Origin of the sequence: Pantoea sp. B550, from assembly GCF_024158165.1 — a bacterium.
GTDB classification, from domain to species: Bacteria; Pseudomonadota; Gammaproteobacteria; order Enterobacterales; family Enterobacteriaceae; genus Pantoea; species Pantoea alfalfae.
This window is the reverse complement of the sequence record NZ_JAMYXI010000003.1, coordinates 1475319-1491480: the sequence shown is the minus strand read 5'-3', so window position 1 is coordinate 1491480 and position 16162 is coordinate 1475319. Positions and strand designations below refer to the sequence as shown.

15 protein-coding genes and 3 tRNA genes are annotated in these 16162 nt (G+C 54.4%); 10 read left to right on the top strand and 8 right to left on the bottom strand.

The features are described 5' to 3' along the window. Positions 1 to 13: 13 nt before the first annotated feature. Complete coding sequence (gene aaeR, locus NIM72_RS09975; protein ID WP_135907618.1) at positions 14 to 931, bottom strand: HTH-type transcriptional activator AaeR; 918 nt, start codon at positions 929 to 931, stop codon at positions 14 to 16. Positions 932 to 1163: 232 nt separating this feature from the next. Here aaeR and aaeX point away from each other — a divergent pair, with 232 nt between their 5' ends. The 5 genes from aaeX (at position 1164) to NIM72_RS09950 (ending at position 6158) form a co-directional block, all read left to right on the top strand. Then, on the top strand, positions 1164 to 1367 hold the full coding sequence (gene aaeX / locus NIM72_RS09970; protein WP_003855277.1) for a p-hydroxybenzoic acid efflux pump operon protein AaeX: 204 nt from the start codon (positions 1164 to 1166) through the stop codon (positions 1365 to 1367). Between the two features lie 7 nt (positions 1368 to 1374). After that, the gene (gene aaeA, locus NIM72_RS09965; protein WP_010256061.1) at positions 1375 to 2307 is read left to right on the top strand and encodes a p-hydroxybenzoic acid efflux pump subunit AaeA; all 933 of its coding nucleotides are present in this window, start codon (positions 1375 to 1377) and stop codon (positions 2305 to 2307) included. Between the two features lie 9 nt (positions 2308 to 2316). After that, on the top strand, positions 2317 to 4269 hold the full coding sequence (gene aaeB / locus NIM72_RS09960) for a p-hydroxybenzoic acid efflux pump subunit AaeB (RefSeq protein WP_253420187.1): 1953 nt from the start codon (positions 2317 to 2319) through the stop codon (positions 4267 to 4269). A 113-nt stretch (positions 4270 to 4382) separates the two neighbouring features. Further along, positions 4383 to 5834 (top strand): NAD-dependent succinate-semialdehyde dehydrogenase, encoded by a 1452-nt coding sequence (locus tag NIM72_RS09955; protein WP_161735989.1) that lies wholly within the window; start codon positions 4383 to 4385, stop codon positions 5832 to 5834. Positions 5835 to 5888: 54 nt separating this feature from the next. Continuing rightward, the gene (locus NIM72_RS09950; protein ID WP_033734738.1) at positions 5889 to 6158 is read left to right on the top strand and encodes a barstar family protein; all 270 of its coding nucleotides are present in this window, start codon (positions 5889 to 5891) and stop codon (positions 6156 to 6158) included. 65 nt (positions 6159 to 6223) lie between these two features. On the opposite strand, the gene yhcN (NIM72_RS09945) is transcribed toward NIM72_RS09950, so the two are convergent. The 4 genes from yhcN (NIM72_RS09945) to argR all read right to left on the bottom strand — a co-directional run bounded on the left by yhcN (NIM72_RS09945) (position 6224) and on the right by argR (position 8139). Next, positions 6224 to 6487, bottom strand: coding sequence for a peroxide/acid stress response protein YhcN (gene yhcN / locus NIM72_RS09945; protein WP_161735990.1), 264 nt, complete (start codon positions 6485 to 6487; stop codon positions 6224 to 6226). Positions 6488 to 6580: 93 nt separating this feature from the next. Next, a complete protein-coding gene (locus tag NIM72_RS09940) occupies positions 6581 to 6847 on the bottom strand; it encodes a YdgH/BhsA/McbA-like domain containing protein (RefSeq protein ID WP_161735991.1) in 267 nt (88 codons plus the stop codon). An 83-nt stretch (positions 6848 to 6930) separates the two neighbouring features. Continuing rightward, positions 6931 to 7194: a peroxide/acid stress response protein YhcN gene (gene yhcN / locus NIM72_RS09935; RefSeq protein WP_098052264.1), complete on the bottom strand. Its 264-nt coding sequence runs from the start codon at positions 7192 to 7194 to the stop codon at positions 6931 to 6933. A gap of 474 nt (positions 7195 to 7668) precedes the next feature. Continuing rightward, positions 7669 to 8139: a transcriptional regulator ArgR gene (gene argR, locus NIM72_RS09930; protein ID WP_013359192.1), complete on the bottom strand. Its 471-nt coding sequence runs from the start codon at positions 8137 to 8139 to the stop codon at positions 7669 to 7671. Positions 8140 to 8579: 440 nt separating this feature from the next. Between argR and mdh the strand changes: the two genes are divergently transcribed. Further along, positions 8580 to 9518 (top strand): malate dehydrogenase, encoded by a 939-nt coding sequence (gene mdh, locus NIM72_RS09925; protein ID WP_161734944.1) that lies wholly within the window; start codon positions 8580 to 8582, stop codon positions 9516 to 9518. 48 nt (positions 9519 to 9566) lie between these two features. Here the strand turns inward: mdh and mscM are convergent, their stop codons facing one another. From mscM to rsgA, 3 genes are all read right to left on the bottom strand, one after another. After that, positions 9567 to 12896, bottom strand: coding sequence for a miniconductance mechanosensitive channel MscM (gene mscM, locus NIM72_RS09920; RefSeq protein ID WP_161734941.1), 3330 nt, complete (start codon positions 12894 to 12896; stop codon positions 9567 to 9569). Positions 12897 to 12910: 14 nt separating this feature from the next. Then, positions 12911 to 13810 (bottom strand): archaetidylserine decarboxylase, encoded by a 900-nt coding sequence (asd, locus tag NIM72_RS09915; RefSeq protein WP_161734938.1) that lies wholly within the window; start codon positions 13808 to 13810, stop codon positions 12911 to 12913. A gap of 170 nt (positions 13811 to 13980) precedes the next feature. Further along, the gene (rsgA, locus tag NIM72_RS09910) at positions 13981 to 15030 is read right to left on the bottom strand and encodes a small ribosomal subunit biogenesis GTPase RsgA (RefSeq protein ID WP_253420185.1); all 1050 of its coding nucleotides are present in this window, start codon (positions 15028 to 15030) and stop codon (positions 13981 to 13983) included. 101 nt (positions 15031 to 15131) lie between these two features. On the opposite strand from rsgA, the gene orn reads away from it, so the two are divergent. The 4 genes from orn to NIM72_RS09890 all read left to right on the top strand — a co-directional run bounded on the left by orn (position 15132) and on the right by NIM72_RS09890 (position 16122). Continuing rightward, positions 15132 to 15680: an oligoribonuclease gene (gene orn, locus NIM72_RS09905; RefSeq protein ID WP_003855299.1), complete on the top strand. Its 549-nt coding sequence runs from the start codon at positions 15132 to 15134 to the stop codon at positions 15678 to 15680. Between the two features lie 154 nt (positions 15681 to 15834). Next, positions 15835 to 15910 (top strand) — tRNA-Gly (locus NIM72_RS09900). 30 nt (positions 15911 to 15940) lie between these two features. Next, a tRNA-Gly gene (locus tag NIM72_RS09895) sits at positions 15941 to 16016 on the top strand. A 30-nt stretch (positions 16017 to 16046) separates the two neighbouring features. Continuing rightward, positions 16047 to 16122 (top strand) — tRNA-Gly (locus NIM72_RS09890). The last annotated feature ends 40 nt before the right edge of the window (positions 16123 to 16162 follow it).

Below are 16162 nucleotides of genomic sequence, written 5' to 3'. Positions count from 1 at the left end.
GCCCGGCGGGTTGTCAGCTTTTACGGTGTTGCTGATACTGTTCAGCCACTTGTTCAAAATAGCCGGTCAGATAATCGATGCAGACCTGCACCTTCAGCGGCAGTTTATCCTTCTCGGTATAGAGCGCATACACCGGACGCGGATCGGACTGATAGTGCGGAAACAGAATATCGATCTCGCCTGCGGTGATCTCATCAATCACCCACATCATTGGCACATAAGCGATACCATTGCCCGACTTCAGCCAGCGGATAAGCGTCAGCGAATCATTTGTTACGAAACGTCCCTGTGGTGCCAGGCGGGTCACCAGGCCTTCCGGCGCAATCAGCTCAAAATTGTTGTCGGGCCGTACGCTATATTCCAGCCAGGAAAAATTATCGATATCGCCCGGCTTCTCCGGCGTGCCGTGCTGGGCAAGATAGCTTTTTGCGGCACACACCACCATCGGCATCGCGCCAAGGCGACGCGAAAAGAGACTGGAGTCTTTTAATGCGCCCACCCGAATCACCAGATCCAGACCATCCGCAATCAAATCCGGGGCCGGAACGCCAGTAACCAGATTCACACTCAGCCCCGGATACTCCCGCAGCATATCGCTGGTCATACCGGCTAACACATTCTGCGCCATGGTCGAGGAACTGCCGATCCGCAACACGCCAATCGGCGTATTGTTAAACGCGTAAAGCTGTTCATGCACCTGCGTCGCCTCCGCCAGCATACGGCGGCAGCCCTGATAATAGATTTTACCCGCTTCGGTCAGTCCGATACTGCGGGTACTGCGATTCAGCAACTTAACCTGCAATGCATCCTCCAGTTTCGCGACGATCTGGCTGATGGATGAGACGCTCAGATGGAGCTGACGAGCCGCCGCGGTAAACGAACCGAGTTCGACCACTCTGGCGAAGACAGACATACCTTTCAGTCGTTCCATTATTTACTCTGGCTTAAAAGTGATTTAGATCACATTCAGTAGAAAACGTATAGTCAGGCGCGTTATTATAAGCGCGCCGGGGTATTTCCCGGTGATTCTTCATTGCCTGATACCCTTCGATGATACGCTATTATTAAGCCAGCTGCGGTTCGGATAACGCTGCCAGAGGGGTTTCCTGCGACATCTGAAAAGGCAACGAAGTATCCCGGCAAGGTCGAACTAAGGATTTGTGATGAGTGTGCTTCCGGTATTTGTCATGTTTGGGCTCTCTTTTCCGCCCGTTTTCATCGAATTGATTATTTCACTGATGCTGTTCTGGTTAGTGAAACGCGTGCTGACGCCGAGCGGCATCTACGATCTTGTCTGGCATCCGGCACTTTTTAATACAGCGCTTTACTGCTGTGTGTTTTACCTTGTCTCCCGTTTATTAGTCTGAGGTTGAAGTGAAAGCACTCATAAGAAAAATCGCGCGCTACGCGATCACTATTCTGCTGGTCATCATCGCAGTGGTTATCATCTTCCGCGCCTGGGTGTTCTATACCGAATCACCCTGGACCCGCGATGCACGTTTTGCGGCTGACGTGGTGGCGATTTCGCCTGACGTCACTGGCCTGATTACTGAGGTTCCGGTACATGACAACCAGCTGGTGAAGAAGGGCGATACACTGTTTGTGGTTGACCGCCCTCGCTATCAGAAGGCACTCGATCAGGCACAGGCGGATGTTGAATATTACCAGGCCCTGGTGAGTGAAAAACGTCGCGAAGCCGGCCGCCGCAACCAGCTTGGCACCTCTGCGATGTCGCGCGAGGCGATCGAACAATCCAATAACGACCTGCAAACCAGTGAGCATCAGCTGGCAAAATCGGTGGCGACGCGCGATCTGGCGAAGATCGATCTTGAGCGCACCACCGTGAAAGCACCCTCCGATGGCTGGGTCACCAACCTCAACGTCTACCAGGGCGAATTTATTACCCGTGGTTCTGTGGCGGTGGCGCTGGTTCAGCAGCACTCTTTCTATGTGCTGGCTTACCTGGAAGAGACCAAACTTCACGGCGTGGAGAAGGGCTTCCGCGCGGAAGTGACTCCACTTGGCAGCAACATCGTGTTGCGTGGCACCGTGGACAGCGTCGCGGCGGGTGTCACCAACAGCAGCAGCTCGGTCGACAGTAAAGGCATGGCAACGGTAGATTCCAATCTGGAGTGGGTCCGTCTGGCGCAGCGTGTGCCGGTGCGCATCCGGCTTGATCAGCAGCCCGGCAATCGCTTCCCGGCGGGCACGACAGCGACAGTGGTGATCACCGGTCAGGCCGATCGTCAGCCTGAACAGGTTTCACCGATGGTCCGACTGTTTAATCGCCTGCGTGAGTTTGGTTAAGAGGGCGATATGATCGAGTTCCTGCGGTTCCCGGTAAAGCTCACCTTTGCGCTGGTGTTAGCGCTGATGGTGGGTTTTCACTTTAACCTTGAAACGCCGCGCTGGGCGGTGATGACCGCCGGGATCGTGGCAGGTGGTACGGCATTTGCGGCAGGCGGCGATCCCTATTCAGGGGCACTACGCTATCGCGGCGTTTTGCGTATTATCGGGACATTTATTGGCTGTATCGCCGCGCTGACCATCATGATTGCCACCGTGCGTGCACCGGTCGTGATGCTGCTGCTGTGCTGCATCTGGGCAGGACTCTGCGTCTGGCTCTCTTCGCTGATCAAGGTAGAAAACTCTTACGCGCTCGGACTGGCGGGCTACACCGCGCTGATTATTGTGGTGACGGCTAAAGCCAGCGGCGGTCTGACGCTGGTGCCCCAATATGCGGTAGAGCGCTGCAGTGAAATCGTACTCGGCATTCTTTGCGCTATTCTGGCCGACATGATTTTCTCACCCCGTTCGATTAAAAAAGTGATCGACGCGGAAGTTGATTCGCTGCTGGTGGCCCACTACCAGCTGCTGCAACTCTGCGTCGCACACGGTGATAAGGAAGAGGTCGACAAAGCCTGGAGCGCGCTGGTGCGGCGCACCACGGCGCTGAATAGCATGCGCAGCCAGCTGATGATGGAGTCATCACGCTGGAAGAACAGCAACCGCCGCTTGCAGATGCTCAATACCCTGTCACTGACGCTGATAACGCAGGCTGCCGAAACCTTCCTCATTCAGAATTCCCGCCCGGACTACATTCCGCCCCAGTATCGGTTGATGGTTGAAAAACCGGCCTCGACGGTTGAAGAGGTGCATAAGCGGATGAAAGTGATGCGCCGCGTGATTGGTGCCAGCGGCAAATCAACGCCGGTCACGCTGGCCAGCTGGGTAGGCACTGCTACCGAATATCTGTTGCTGCTGAAAGGAATCAAAAGTAATAGCCGGATCACCTCGCTGGAAGAGGAGATTCTGCAGCGCGAAGTGGTGATTCAGGCGCGTTCGGCTGAAACACATCATGCGATGATTAACGGCATCCGCACCTTCGTTGCAACCGCGTTGGGTTCACTGTTCTGGCTCTATACGGGCTGGACCTCTGGCAGTGGCTGTATGGTAATGCTGGCCGTAATTACCGCGCTGGCGATGCGTATGCCTAACCCGCTGATGATGGCCAAGGATTTTCTCTACGGCATGACGGTCGCGGTTCCGCTGGGGGCGCTCTATTTTATGTATGTTCTGCCCGCGACACAGCAGAGCGCACTACTGCTTTGCATCGCTATCGGCATACTGGGTTTTATCGGCGGCATCTTTATTCAGCGGCGTCAGCTCGGCACGCTGGGCGCGTTGATTGGTACGCTCAACGTGCTGGTTCTCGATAATCCGATGGAATTTCACATTAACGTCTTCCTCGATAATGTGCTCGGTCAGGTTATCGGCTGCTTTGTCGCGATGATGGTCATTCTGCTGATTCGGGATAAATCGAAGGCGCGCACCGGCCGCAAACTGCTGAACCGCTTTATGTATGCAGCGGTCTCGGCCATGACCACCAATCAGGCGCGTCGGCGTGAAAATCATCTGCCAGCGCTCTATCAGCAACTGTTTTTGCTGCTGAACCTGTTTCCGGGTGATATCAATAAATATCGCATCGCTCTGACGCTGATCATCGGTCATCAGCGATTACGCGACGCAGAAGTGCCAGTTAATGCCGATCTCTCTGCGTATCACCGACAGCTGCGTTACACCGCCGATCGGGTGATCTCCGCCAGCAGCGACGACAAGCGCCGTTACTACTTTGAACGTCTGCTTAAAGAGCTGGATGTCTATCAGGAAAAACTGGTCCATTACGAGGCACCCGTCAGCGTAACGGAACCGGTCAAACGACTGGCGACGATGCTGGATAAGTACCAGAACACACTCATCCAAATCTGAATCTGGCCGCTGCGACCTGCAGCGGCCAGTGCAATCCCCACCCATCACAAAATCTGTCGCTTTTGCCAACTATACTCTCCAGACGGAAGAGCAAAACTGACAGGAGCGAATCAATGAAATCACTGCAAGAGAGCGAACTGTTCCGGACCGGCTATTTAGCGGACGGTCAGTGGCATCAGGCGGCGTCCACGTTTGACGTGACTAATCCGGCAACCGGCGAGGTGATTGCGCAGGTGGCAAAAGCCGGTAAGGCGGAAACGGAACAGGCTATCGCCGCAGCGGAACGTGCCTTTCCCGCCTGGCGGGCGCAGACCGCAAAAGCGCGCGCTGAAATTCTCAATCGCTGGTACCAGCTGATCATTGAGAACAAGCGCTGGCTGGGACAACTGATGACCACTGAACAGGGCAAACCCCTGAAAGAGGCCGAAGGAGAAGTGGAGTACGCCGCCAGCTTTATTCAGTGGTTCGCCGAGCAGGCGAAACGGGCGAACGGCGAGATCATTCCGCCCGCAAAACCCGGATCCCGCATTCTGGCGACCCGCGAACCGATTGGCGTAGTGGCTGCCATTACGCCGTGGAATTTCCCGATGGCGATGCTGACCCGCAAACTGGGGCCCGCGCTTGCTGCGGGCTGCACCGGCATCATTAAACCTGCTAATAACACGCCACTCTCTGCTTTTGCCCTGCTGGCACTGGCGAAGCAGGCGGGCGTGCCGGATGGCGTGCTGAATGCGGTGGCGGGTGATACTCATGCTATCAGCGATGCGATCATGGCCAGCAAAGCGGTGCGTAAAATCTCGTTCACCGGCTCAACGCAGGTGGGCAAGCTGCTGATGCGTAATGCCGCCGAAACCATGAAGAAAGTGTCGATGGAACTGGGAGGCAATGCGCCGTACATCGTATTCGACGATGCCGACCTTGATGCCGCCATACAGGGTGCCATTGCCAACAAATTCCGTAATGCGGGTCAGGTGTGCGTCAGTGTTAACCGCTTCTATATTCATAACGCTGTCTATGATGCGTTTACTGAGCAGCTGGCAGCCGAAGTCAGCAAGCTCAAAGTCGGTAATGGCATGGATGAAGGCGTGATTGTCGGACCATTGATTGAAGCGTCGGCGGTGGAAAAAGTTGAGCAGCACGTTAAAGACGCGGTAGCAAAAGGCGGCAAACTACTGGCAGGTGGTGAGCGCCATGCGCTGGGTGGCAACTTCTGGCAGCCTACGGTCATTACCGAGGCGCATGAAGGCATGCAGCTTGCGCAGGAAGAGACCTTTGGTCCGGTGGCTGCCTGTTTCCGCTTTGATGATGAAGATGACGTCATCCGCCGCGCCAATGATACGCCATTCGGCCTTGCTGCTTACTTTTATACCCAGAATCTGCAACGGGTGTTTCGCGTTTCAGCGGCGCTGGAAAGCGGCATGATCGGCATTAACGAATGTGCCGTTTCCACCGAGCTGGCGCCGTTTGGTGGGGTGAAAGAGTCGGGTCTGGGCCGCGAAGGTTCGGTACTGGGTATGGAAGAGTATCTGGAGGTCAAAGCGCTGCACCTGGGCGGTTTGAGCTAACGGCATGAACGGGCGGCAGAGGTCGCCCGCAGACGGAGCATGGGAGCCGTCAGCATGAAAATCGAGCGTTTTGATTTTAATGAAATAGTCGACCAGGCCCATTTCTTTCGCCAGTTCAGCGAGCGATTTGCGCTGGAGGAGCGCCGCATCTGCGATCTGGATGGATTGTGGGATGTTGTGACAGGGGATCTGTTACCGATGCCGCTGGAGATTGAGTTTGTCAATCTGGGTAGAGGACAGCGACGGCGTTATGGCGCGCTGATTCTGTTATTTGATGAAGCGGAAGAGGAGCTGGAAGGCCGGCTGCACTTTAATGTCAGATAATACATCAGATGAAAAAAGGCCCCGGCGAGCGGGGCCAAAGGGTTCGTCATTAATCTGACGAGGAATTACTTATAAAGCTGTGCGGTGATGTGATAGTTATCACCGGTACGCGCCTCGATCACTTTATAGGCGCTGGCACCCTGCTCATCCGCTTTCTGTGAAAGTTCTGCGCGGTAATCCATCGGTGATCCCGCGGTTCCACTGATGGTCACGGTACCCGCAGGCTGCAGATTCTGCGCCTGATCGCCGGTTACCAGCTGTGCGGCAGAAGCGCCGAACGCAATAACGGAAAGCAGACTGACTGTAGCAATGGTTGTTTTGATATTCATGATTATCTCCTCATTACATTCAACAACCTGCGGTTACTCGTAAGGGCGGGTCGTCGATATTTGTTATGCGCCTTCAGACGTCATCACAGTTAATTATTTATAAAGCTCAGCGGTGACATGCCAGGTGTTGTCCTGGTTGTTTTCAATGATGCGATAGTGGCTTGCGCCCTGTGCATCTGCTTTCTCTGACAGCACCTGACGGATATGCGTCTGGTCGCCGTTACGTCCACCGATGCTGATGGTCTGATTCATGGGCTGCAAACCCTGCGCCTGTTCATTCGATACCAGGCTGGCGGCGCTGGCACCCACTGAGAACAGGGACGCCAGACTAAGAGCAGCAATTGCTAATTTAGTTTTCATGGTCAACTCTCCTGAAGATTTTGCTTCAGCTCTCCGGAGCGCAAAAAGGCGCGTCAGACAGAAAGCTGCTGGCATTATTGGGTTTAGTTATACAACGCGGCGGTAGCGTGATAATTGCCGTTGTTGTAAGCCTCGATCACGCGATAGGCTTTTGCGCCCTGCTGATCCGCTTTGTCACTGAGCTTCTGTTTGATATCCATCGGTGAACCCGCGACGCCGCTGACACTGATGGTGCCGACAGCCTGCAGATCCTGTGCCTGCGCGGCATCAATAGATTCTGCTGCTACTGCACCAAATGAGAGTGCAGAGAGAATGCTCAGGGTAGCGATGGTAGTTTTTACGTTCATAGATATTTCCTCGTCGTCTATTTTTATCTTTCTAGTTAGTGTGATTTGCATCACGAAAATAAGTATAGAACTAATAACGATAGAAATTAATACCCGGCTAATAATGTTTTTTTGTGATTCTTTATCATTATGCCTACTTTTAATAACTTAACGTTATAAAAACAGCATAAAAAATAGCCTTTACGACGATTTTAATTACAAAAACAGTGAGATAGATCACTTTAGCGTTTAGTGCGAAACTATGAAGCGTATTGGGCTGGAGTTTGATCTGGATCCGGGCAATGGTGCCGGATCAGTGATGTAAAGCAGTGTAAAATAGCGCAGAAGGTTAAGCAGAGTAAACGATCTGACCAGGAGTCAGGTGTATTGAATCAGGCTTATCATTATTAAACAGCGGAGCAGTGTGACGCAAAACTATGGGCAGAGAGAACAAACTGACGACCTGGGGCAGGATAGCAGGCCGTCAGTCAGCGGTCAGAGTTCCTGTTCAAACAGGTTGAGGATCGCGCTGTGCAGCTGCTTAACCGTAAAGTCTCGCGCACGGGTAATAAAGATTGTGTCATCGCCAGCGATCGTGCCAAGAATCCCATGCGCTTTGCCCAGCGAATCCAGCATACGTGCAATCAGCTGTGCTGCGCCCGGACTGGTATGAATCACCACCAGCGCATCGTTGTAGTCGATATCCAGTACCAGGTTTTTTAACGGGCTGGTGGTGGTCGGCACGCCCAGTTCAGCGGGCAGGCAATAGACCATTTCCATCCTGGCATTACGGGTGCGTACTGCGCCAAACTTGGTCAGCATCCGCGAGACTTTGGACTGATTGATATTTTCAAAGCCCTCATCCTGAAGCGCCTGAACAATTTCGCCCTGGGAACTGAATTTTTCTTCTTTTAATAAGGCCTTGAAAGCCTTGATCAGATCGTCTTGTTTCGATGGGTTTCGCATAGGTTACCAATAAATAGAGAGAATAACCGCGCATCCGCCCGCGGCAGAGTGGTGATTATGCATTTAAATGCATTTTTATGCAATCGGTCGATTGATGAGCAGAGTTCGGGCGGCTAGCGGGCGGCGATAATAGCAAATAAATTCGCTCAGACCAAAACCCCCGTCACAGCCCCGAAAGGCGAAGGTTGCAAAGTTGTTATATTATTGGTGGTGTAGTATCAGAAGTAGTAACAGAAAACGCACACAGCCGTTCTCTGTCTGACGACGGCAAAGTTGTCGGTCATTCAGGCGCAATGATAAGTAACTTTTGAATCCGGCGAGCAAGTGTGAAAACACGTAGAATTAACAGCGGATATTTATCATCGCCTGAGCAGTTGATTAAGGTCTGACACAGATAGAATTTCGGCCCATCTCTGCCCCACCTTAATAAGGAGTTAAGAATGAAAGTTGCCGTTCTCGGTGCCGCTGGCGGCATAGGCCAGGCGCTCGCACTTCTGCTCAAAACCCAGCTTCCCGCAGGTTCAGAACTCTCACTGTATGACATTGCGCCGGTTACACCTGGCGTTGCCGTTGATCTCAGCCATATTCCTACTGCTGTAGCTATTGAAGGTTTTAGTGGAGAAGACGCCACGCCTGCCTTACAGGGTGCCGATGTGGTACTGATTTCTGCTGGCGTCGCACGTAAACCCGGTATGGATCGCGCGGACCTGTTTAATGTAAACGCAGGCATTGTTCGTAACCTGATTGAGCAGGTTGCCACCACGGCCCCTAAAGCGCTGATTGGCGTGATTACCAATCCGGTCAATACCACTGTTGCTATCGCGGCAGAAGTGCTGAAAAAGCACGGCGTTTACGACAAAAACCGTCTGTTCGGTGTAACCACGCTGGACATTATTCGTGCTAACACCTTTGTGGCCGCGCTGAAAGGTAAGCAGCCGGATCAGGTGGAAGTGCCGGTGATTGGCGGCCACTCTGGCGTAACCATTCTGCCGCTGCTGTCACAGGTCAAAGGCGTCAGCTTCAGCGATCAGGAAGTGGCTGATTTAACCAAACGCATTCAGAACGCCGGCACAGAAGTGGTGGAAGCTAAAGCGGGTGGCGGATCGGCCACGCTGTCGATGGGCCAGGCGGCTGCACGTTTCGGTTTATCACTGGTACGTGCGCTGAAGGGCGAGGCGAATGTTATAGAGTGTGCTTACGTGGAAGGCGAGGGCGAATATGCCCGCTTCTTCTCTCAGCCGCTGCTGCTCGGTAAAAACGGGATTGCTGAACGCAGACCAATTGGCACACTCAGCGCTTTCGAACAACAGGCGCTGTCAGGCATGCTCGATACGCTGAAGAAAGATATTGCTCAGGGTGAAGAGTTTGTTAAGCCGTAACTGACGGATCAGACTTGCAATAACGCCCGGCTTTGCCGGGCGTTTTCATTACAGGCCGCCAGATTTGAAGGCGCGGGCTGCGGGCGTACCGTTGCTGGCAGGGAGCTTCTTGCCCAGGGTTTCCATGCGCATCTGGAATGGTGGGAACGGCATTTCAATACCGTGTTGTTCAAATCCGAGCAGAATCAGCTGGTGCAGTTCATGACGCAGCGGCATACGGTGCCCCATCTCTGCAGCATGTACCCTGATCTCAAACAACTGAATCCCCTGCTGCAAATCGACGAGGAAGGCTTCCGGCTGTGGCGTATCAAGCACATAACTGCAGCGCTCAGCCGCCTGAACCAGAATGGTGGTTACCTGTTCACTGCTGACTTTGGCCGGGGCCGGGATGGTGAGCACCACACGCGTTACGGAATCGGACAGCGACCAGTTAATAAACTGCTCGGTGATAAAGGCCTTGTTTGGCACGATGATCTCTTTGCGGTCCCAGTCGGTAATGGTGGTAGCACGCGTATTAATACGAGTGATGCTGCCGGTCAGGTCGCGGATCGTCACAGTATCGCCGATACGAATGGGCTTTTCGAACAGGATAATCAGACCGGAGATAAAGTTGGCAAAAATCTCCTGCAAACCAAACCCGAGTCCCACACCCAGTGCGGCAACCAGCCACTGTAGCTTCGACCATTCAATACCAATCATGGAGAAACCAATCAGCCCGCCAATCAACAGCAGCAGATATTTGGTCAGTGTGGTAATGGCGTAACCGGTACCCGGCGTCAGATTAAGATGCTGCAACAGTGCCAGCTCAAGCAGCGCGGGCATATTGCGCACCAGCTGAGTGGTGATGATAAATACCAGAATAGCAATCAGTACTGAACCAAGGGTGATGGGCTGAATCGACTCCACGCCCTGTACGGACGTACTGACATCCCACAGCTGAATATTCTCCAGGAAGCCGAAAGCCGAGTGAATTTCTGACCACAGCACGATCACCGAGACCAGGGCAATCAGCGTCAGGATAGAACGCACCAGCCGCAGCGACTGCGCACTGATCGCATCGAGATCAATCACCGGTTCTTCGATTTCAATCGCGTCGGTATTCAGCGCGCTTTGCTCTTTCTCTTCTTCACTACGCGCCCGGTTAGCCAGCATATCGGCACGGCGCTGACGGGCGCGGTCAAAACCAAGACGGCGACGCTGAATCAGCATCCAGCGCCGGATAATGTGATAGATAACCAGCAGCAGGAACCAGATGGCGACTGAGGTTTCCAGTCGCGCCAGCAGCGCCTGCGCGGTCGCCAGATATCCCACTGCGGAGGCGAGGGCAGCCATCAGCGGCATGGCGATCATCAGGTTCCACAGCATCCGGTTCACCATATTCTCGCCATTCCCCTCTTTATCGAGATAGAGCGGAATACCGGATCGCTTCAGGCTTACCGTAACAATGCTGATTGCTCCGCAGATCAGGATGAAACAGAGGCGACCCAGCGACGAGGAGAACTGCCGATCTTCCAGGTTGCCAAAGGCGATCAGCAGCATAATCAGCGGCACAATCAGGCCGATGCTCAGCGAGTAGTAGCGCATGGCGCGCGCTACCCGGTTCTGCGGCCAGCGGAAATGCACAATGAACAGACCATTCGGGCGGGCAAAGGCGGCACTGATCATAAATGCCCACAGCAGCGGCAGCGTGGCGGTAATGCCATCGCCAATCGCCACGGCGATAGGGTAGGGCCAGGCGTTCTGCAAGCCGTAACCCAGTGCGCCCCATAACACCGGCAGCGGCAGCGCCACCAGAATCGACCAGAACACGGTACGAATAGTCAGGCGGAAACGATCCTGGGTGACCTTGCCGACTTTGCTGGCAGAACGTTCAAGAAAGGCATTGAAGTGGCGGCGCGAACTGATGCTGAAACCGACCAGCAGCAGGGCACCAATAATCGGCAGCACCGAGTTGCGGCTGGTAAACATCATCGCCATGGCTTTGCCAAGCTGGCCCAGCGTATCCAGCGACAGCAGGCGGGAAAGATCTTTAGCCAGATCCAGCGGATAACTCAGACCGATCGGACTGACGTCAGCGGTCCAGAACAGATAGCGGTGCGTCGCGTCTTTGACTTCCGTCAGCGCATCCTGCAGCTGGGTGTTGCCGACCTTGAGCTTAGTGATCTCCAGGATCAGGGTGTCACAGCCGGAGATCAGGGAGTTGAGCAGTTCACGCTGGGTGCGTAGCTGCGCATCAAGAATACGCTTCTGTTCTGCAGTGAAGGGCTGACCATCTGCCTGCCGTCCTTTGCGCAGCGTCTCCTGACGCTCCAGCAGATCTTCGTAATAGAGACGCTGTACGCGAAGCTGTGCCATCTCATTATCAATCTGCTGAGACTTAGGCATCTCCGGCAGACGCGCGACCTGCGCCCGAAGCGCTTCGCCCAACAGATTAGAGGCGCCCAGCCACTGCGACTGTTCTCTCAACGTAGAGAGCGCCTGACGGACCTGAATAATCTGGTTGGTGGCCAGCCGCTGCTGCGATGCCACCAGATCCATACGCTGCGCCTGCTGATTCAGCGCAACAGAGAGTTCGCGGTTAACCCGAAACTGATCGCTAATCGCCGGCGGCAGATCGCCGCTATTTTCCGCCAGTTGCTCGGTGCGGGCGAGAGCGACTTCCGCTTCACGTTGCCGCTGATCATTGAGCTGGTTGCGCAGTGCCTGCAGATAGTTATCAAGCTGCGTCGCTTTACGCTGGTGAACTTCAGCCCGCATCCGCGCCAGTTCCTGACGGTTATTGGCGGAGAGCTGGGCCAGCTCAAGTTCATCAACGAGCGCTTTATTTGCGGCGCTTTCCGCCTGGCGAGCGGCCAGTTGCAGCTGGCCCTGTGGTGAACTGGTGCTGACGCCCTGCAGCCGGCGTTCACTCTCCGTCATCGCCCGGCGCGCTTCAGTCTGCTGCTGCGGCAATTGCGACAACGAATCGCTGATTTCCCGCGCCCGATCCTGCTCCTGGCGTGCCTGACGACCCTCTTCCAGCAACTGGCTGCTGACCTGCAGAATCTCCTGATCCAGCTCGGCGCTGCTCATGTTGCTGCGTACGGTTTTTCCGCTGTCGCTTAGTGTGGCGATCTGCTGACGCAGTTCGCGCGCCAGACGCGGAAAGTCATCAATCACCTGCTGATATTGCGCCGCGCGCTCCAGCGAGTCATCGCGTTCGGAGAGGAAGTTTAAGGCAGCTTCAATCGTCTGGATCTGTTCCGCCTGGGATGGAGAACTTTTGGCCGATTTTATCTCTTCCAGCTGCTGTTTGAGCTGGCTGGCATCAGGAAGGCTGGCCGCGAAGGCCGGGCTGCTGAGCCACAGGCTCAGCAGCAGGAGGAGAATCGAACGCACAGAGGACACTCAATTTAGTCGATGATGACGTCGGAAATGTCTGTTGCAACCGGCAGCACAATCGCCAGCGGTTGACCCAGACGGGTTTTGCTTTCTGCTTCCAGACTTTCAGCCAGTTTGACGCGACCAGGCGCGAACAGGTTGATGACCGTCGAACCGAGTTTAAAGCGACCCATTTCCTGTCCTTTCAGCAGTACTACCGCACCTTCATCATCCGCTGCCGGATAGTGCCAGCGTTTGATCACACCTTCACGCGGTGGGGTGATGGTGCCCGCCCAGACGGTTTCAATGCTGCCGACAATCGTCGCCCCCACCAGAATCTGCACCATCGGTCCGATATCCGTTTCGAAATAGCAGATGACGCGCTCGTTACGGGCAAACAGATTGGGAATATTACGCGCGGTCAGCGGGTTGACTGAATAGAGATCGCCAGGCACATAAATCATCTCCCGCAGGATACCGTTGCACGGCATATGCACGCGGTGATAATCGCGCGGAGCCAGATAGGTGGTGACGAACTCACCATCCACAAATTGAGCGGCCATCCGCTCATCTCCCGCCAGCAGAGCATCGATGGTGTAGTGATGACCTTTAGCCTGGAAAATCTGATCGCCATGAATATGGCCGAGCTGGCTGATAGCACCATCTGCGGGCAGGGCGATCAGGCTGGCATCGGCATCCACCGGACGCGCATCGTCTTTCAGCGGACGGACGAAAAAGTCATTAAACGTCCGATAACTGGCGGTATCGGGCTTGCGCGCCTCCGCCATGTCGACTTTGTAAAACCAGACAAAGATGTCAATGACCAGTTTGGTCAACCAACCACCGCGGCGACTGGCGCCCCAACCGGCAAGTTCAGTCAGCCATTTCTTCGGGAGAATATGATTCAAGCCGAGTTTTAAACGATCAAACACCTTAGCCTCCTGGCTATTTCAGGACATGGTAAAAAGGGGGCGGATTGTAGCAGTGCCCCGTTCAGATGGCGACTATACCTGATTTCCGGCACGCTGCACGGTCCGGACGCGTGATCGGAATCTGCTTCGCAAAATGCAGCGGCTTATCCGCTCAGACGCGGTTATACCGATTAACTTTCACCCTCAGGGAAATTTTTACGCGTTTTTACCTGTGCCATGCTCTCCAGAATACGGTGGTAGTTATCGAAACGGGATCGGTTGATTTTTCCCTGTTCGACCGCTTTACGAATCGCACAGCCGGGATCGCTGCCATGTTTACAGTCACGGAATTTGCAAGAGCCCAGGAAAGGGCGGAATTCAACAAATCCTCGGGTAACCTGTTCCGGTTCCAGATGCCATAAACCAAACTCACGCACACCAGGAGAATCAATCACGTCGCCGCCGTGCGGGAAATGATACAGGCGCGATGCGGTTGTAGTGTGCTGGCCTAAGCCTGAGCCATCCGACACTTCTTTAGTGAGAATCGCGACCTGCTCTTCTTTATCGAAGCCGAGCAGGGCGTTCAGCAGGCTCGATTTGCCGACGCCAGACTGACCGGCAAAGATACTCACGCGGTCGGTTAAGGCCGCTTTCAGATCGTCCAGGCCATTTTTCGCCCGGCTGGAGACCATCACCACGCGATAGCCAATATCACGATAGATATCCATCTGCTGATCGACTAAGACGCGCGCTTCGTCATCCAGCAAATCGGTTTTGTTCAGGACCAGTAAGGGTTCAATGTACAGCGTTTCGCTGGCCACCAGATAGCGATCGATGATGTTCAGTGACAGTTCCGGCAGGATTGCAGAGACGATGATGATCTGGTCGATATTCGCCGCCATCGGCTTCACGCCGTCATAAAAATCGGGGCGGGTTAATACGCTGGTGCGTTCGTGCACCGCTTCAACTATGCCTTTGCCGCCGCTGGTCGCCGGACGCCACAGCACGCGATCGCCTGTGACCAGCGAACGGATAGTCCGGCGGATATTGCAGCGGTGGGCGACGCCTGCACTATCTTCAACATCAGCATGCATGCCAAAACGACTGACAACGACCCCATCTGCAGCTTCACCAAACAGGTTGTCATCCGCTTCCGGACGCTCTTTGCGCTGGTTGAGACGGCGATCGTGGTTAGCGCTTACGCGGCGTTGTTGGCCCTTCGACAGTTTATTTTTACTCACTCACCCTCACAGCGTTAGCCAGATTTCGCCCGGCTGGGCAAAACGTCTATGATACACCTTATTCATCGTGAATGACGACTACCGCAACCGCAGGAAACAGCATGGCTACTGGAAATGAACAGAATCTGATCTGGATTGATCTTGAGATGACCGGACTGGATCCGACGCACGATCGTATTATTGAGATTGCGACCCTGGTGACGGACGCCAACCTGAACATTCTGGCGGAAGGGCCGGTCATGGCCGTCCATCAGTCCGATGCGCAGCTGGCGCTGATGGATGAGTGGAATGTCCGCACCCACACCAACAGTGGTCTGGTTGCGCGAGTGAAGGAAAGTCAGATTGACGATCGCGCAGCCGAACTGGCGACCATTGAATTCCTGAAACAGTGGGTGCCGGCTAACACGTCGCCAATCTGTGGCAACAGTATCGGGCAGGATCGCCGCTTCCTGTTTAAGTATATGCCTGAGCTGGAAGCGTACTTCCACTATCGTTATCTGGATGTCAGTACCCTGAAAGAGCTGGCTCGCCGCTGGAAACCGGAGATCCTGCCTGGCTTCAAAAAAGGCGGAACGCACCAGGCACTGGATGATATCCGCGAGTCGGTGGCGGAGCTGGCCTACTACCGCGAACACTTTTTGCAGCTTTAATCGACGACGGGTGCGCATGAAATCACCAGGTTGCTGATTTAATCAGCAAACGCGCTGAAAGCGAAAAATTTTGCTTTCAGACGCTTGCAGCAGCAACGATTTCTCGTATAATGCGCACCCCGTACCGGTGAAGAATTTAGTATCGGTACAAAGCGCGGGAATAGCTCAGTTGGTAGAGCACGACCTTGCCAAGGTCGGGGTCGCGAGTTCGAGTCTCGTTTCCCGCTCCAGATTTTTAAAATGTAAGCAGTAACCTCTTTGCGGGAATAGCTCAGTTGGTAGAGCACGACCTTGCCAAGGTCGGGGTCGCGAGTTCGAGTCTCGTTTCCCGCTCCAGATTTTTAAAATGTAAGCAGTAACCTCTTTGCGGGAATAGCTCAGTTGGTAGAGCACGACCTTGCCAAGGTCGGGGTCGCGAGTTCGAGTCTCGTTTCCCGCTCCAGATTTTACATCACCCCCTGTTTCAGTTCGTTATATGGCTG

What these genes read in the sequence shown, in the direction of transcription:
- aaeR (WP_135907618.1), bottom strand. Translation starts at nt 931, where the DNA reads ATGGAACGACTGAAAGGTATGTCTGTCTTCGCCAGAGTGGTCGAACTC.
- aaeX (WP_003855277.1), top strand. Translation starts at nt 1,164, where the DNA reads ATGAGTGTGCTTCCGGTATTTGTCATGTTTGGGCTCTCTTTTCCGCCC.
- aaeB (WP_253420187.1), top strand. Translation starts at nt 2,317, where the DNA reads ATGATCGAGTTCCTGCGGTTCCCGGTAAAGCTCACCTTTGCGCTGGTG.
- NIM72_RS09955 (WP_161735989.1), top strand. Translation starts at nt 4,383, where the DNA reads ATGAAATCACTGCAAGAGAGCGAACTGTTCCGGACCGGCTATTTAGCG.
- NIM72_RS09950 (WP_033734738.1), top strand. Translation starts at nt 5,889, where the DNA reads ATGAAAATCGAGCGTTTTGATTTTAATGAAATAGTCGACCAGGCCCAT.
- yhcN (WP_161735990.1), bottom strand. Translation starts at nt 6,487, where the DNA reads ATGAATATCAAAACAACCATTGCTACAGTCAGTCTGCTTTCCGTTATT.
- NIM72_RS09940 (WP_161735991.1), bottom strand. Translation starts at nt 6,847, where the DNA reads ATGAAAACTAAATTAGCAATTGCTGCTCTTAGTCTGGCGTCCCTGTTC.
- yhcN (WP_098052264.1), bottom strand. Translation starts at nt 7,194, where the DNA reads ATGAACGTAAAAACTACCATCGCTACCCTGAGCATTCTCTCTGCACTC.
- argR (WP_013359192.1), bottom strand. Translation starts at nt 8,139, where the DNA reads ATGCGAAACCCATCGAAACAAGACGATCTGATCAAGGCTTTCAAGGCC.
- mdh (WP_161734944.1), top strand. Translation starts at nt 8,580, where the DNA reads ATGAAAGTTGCCGTTCTCGGTGCCGCTGGCGGCATAGGCCAGGCGCTC.
- orn (WP_003855299.1), top strand. Translation starts at nt 15,132, where the DNA reads ATGGCTACTGGAAATGAACAGAATCTGATCTGGATTGATCTTGAGATG.